General features: G+C 40.5%; 2 protein-coding genes. One reads left to right on the top strand and one right to left on the bottom strand.

Annotated elements, in window-relative coordinates:
- The coding region (locus tag AACY61_RS13355; protein ID WP_339612074.1) for a hypothetical protein at nucleotides 1-214 on the top strand (214 nt) is incomplete at its 5' end.
- 33 nt (nucleotides 215-247) lie between these two features.
- On the opposite strand, the gene lepB is transcribed toward AACY61_RS13355, so the two are convergent.
- Nucleotides 248-1,709, bottom strand: a 1,462-nt coding sequence (lepB, locus tag AACY61_RS13350) for a signal peptidase I (RefSeq protein ID WP_339612073.1), incomplete at its 5' end; no start/stop codon positions are given.

The following is a 1,709-nucleotide window of genomic DNA, read 5'->3' as shown; positions in this document are numbered from 1 at the left end:
ATTTACAAACATTTATGAATTGGATTCTTCTGCATCTACAGACAGCTCTTTTGTATTTATAACGCGAGAAATTGAAAACAACCCGGGTAAATGGAAAGCAAAGCTTAGATTGGAACGATTGAATCAAAATCAATTTGAGGAATACTTTTACATCGCCACCGATGGTGAAAACTATTCATTATTCCTGTCAAATCAATGGACACGCGTCAACTAAGTAGCCTTTTTTATACTTAGATACAGCTAATTGTTACAATCCGGATTCATTCTTTTTTTTACGTTTTCTGATGAAATCAAAAATGAACCAACCCGCCAATACAATCAGGAAGTATCTAAAATAAGATACCGGTTCGCCGTCACCACCCACCGTAGTAAACATACGTTCCCAGCGAATTTTATCAAATCCTTTTCCATTTGAGTCCCAGCTCATCCAGATGAATACAGGTTTGCCCACTACATGGTTGTGAGGCACATAGCCCCACATTCGTGCATCTTCTGAGTTGTTTCGGTTGTCACCCATCATCCAGTAATAGTCCTGTTTAAAAGTATATTCAGAAAGGGGGGAGCCGTTTAAAAGCACCCTGTTACCCTGAACGCTTACTTTTTGTTCCACTCCCATTTCTTCTCCTTCATAAACTTCAATGATGCGTTTGTAAAACGGGATGCTTTCCGGTGTGATTTCAACAGTAGCACCGGCTTTAGGAATGTAAATAGGTCCAAAATGAGAGGTATTCCATTTGTATGCGGGATGTTGTGGAAATATTGAAGGGTTTGCTTCACCCGGTTTTGCTGAAAGCGGGATGATCTGGTCAATATTCGGGTTGTTTTTTAACATTTCAATACCGGCTTCTGTGGCATTGGCCCTGAACGTTTTGTAGTCGTTGCTCATGGGGTATATCTCAGTAATGTCATAGCGGTCTCTTAAGAACTGGATGTTTCTGAGTGGTTCTTTGGTGGTGAATGCATAGGCAAACTGCAAACGGGCACGATCGGGTAGCTCATTTTGTTTTCCGTTGATGTAGACATATCCATTCTTGATCTCAAGGGAGTCGCCCGGAACTCCAACGGCTCTTTTTACATAGTTTGATTTCTTATCAATGGGTTTGTCGTAAGTTTCCGGGCCTTGATAAAAGAAGTAGGGAACCGTATCTGTTGGCCAGTTAAAGACCACAATGTCATTGCGTTTAATTTCCTGAAATGCAGGAAAACGGAAGTAGGGTATTTGTGGCTTATTAGTATACGATTTTATTTTAGCAACCGGAATGGTATCATGAACCATAGGGAAGGACACTGCTGTCATTGGTGTCCGCGCTCCGTAATGCATTTTGCTTACGAACAAAAAGTCACCCACCAGCAAAGTTTTTTCCAGGGAGGAAGTGGGGATTGTAAATGGTTGAATAAAATAGGTGTGCACAATGGTTGCAACCACAACTGCAAAAAGTATGGAGCTTACCCATTCTCCCGATCCACTTTTTGGTTTAAGGTCTCTATCCTGAATATAAGTAACATCTTGTGTGTAATTTACATAGGCGATGTATAAACCAAGTGTAATAATGCCTAAAACGGTATCGGTTGTACTGTTTTTACCAAAGCTTCGAAGGGTTTCAACCCAAACCACCGGGAACATGATTAGGTTGATGATTGGAATAAACAACAAAATCGTATACCACCATGGTCGGTTTATGATTTTCATCAATACAACAGCATTGTAA

Origin of the sequence: uncultured Planktosalinus sp., from assembly GCF_963973675.1 — a bacterium.
Taxonomy (GTDB): domain Bacteria; phylum Bacteroidota; class Bacteroidia; order Flavobacteriales; family Flavobacteriaceae; genus Planktosalinus.
This window is presented reverse-complemented; position numbering and strand designations above follow the sequence as displayed.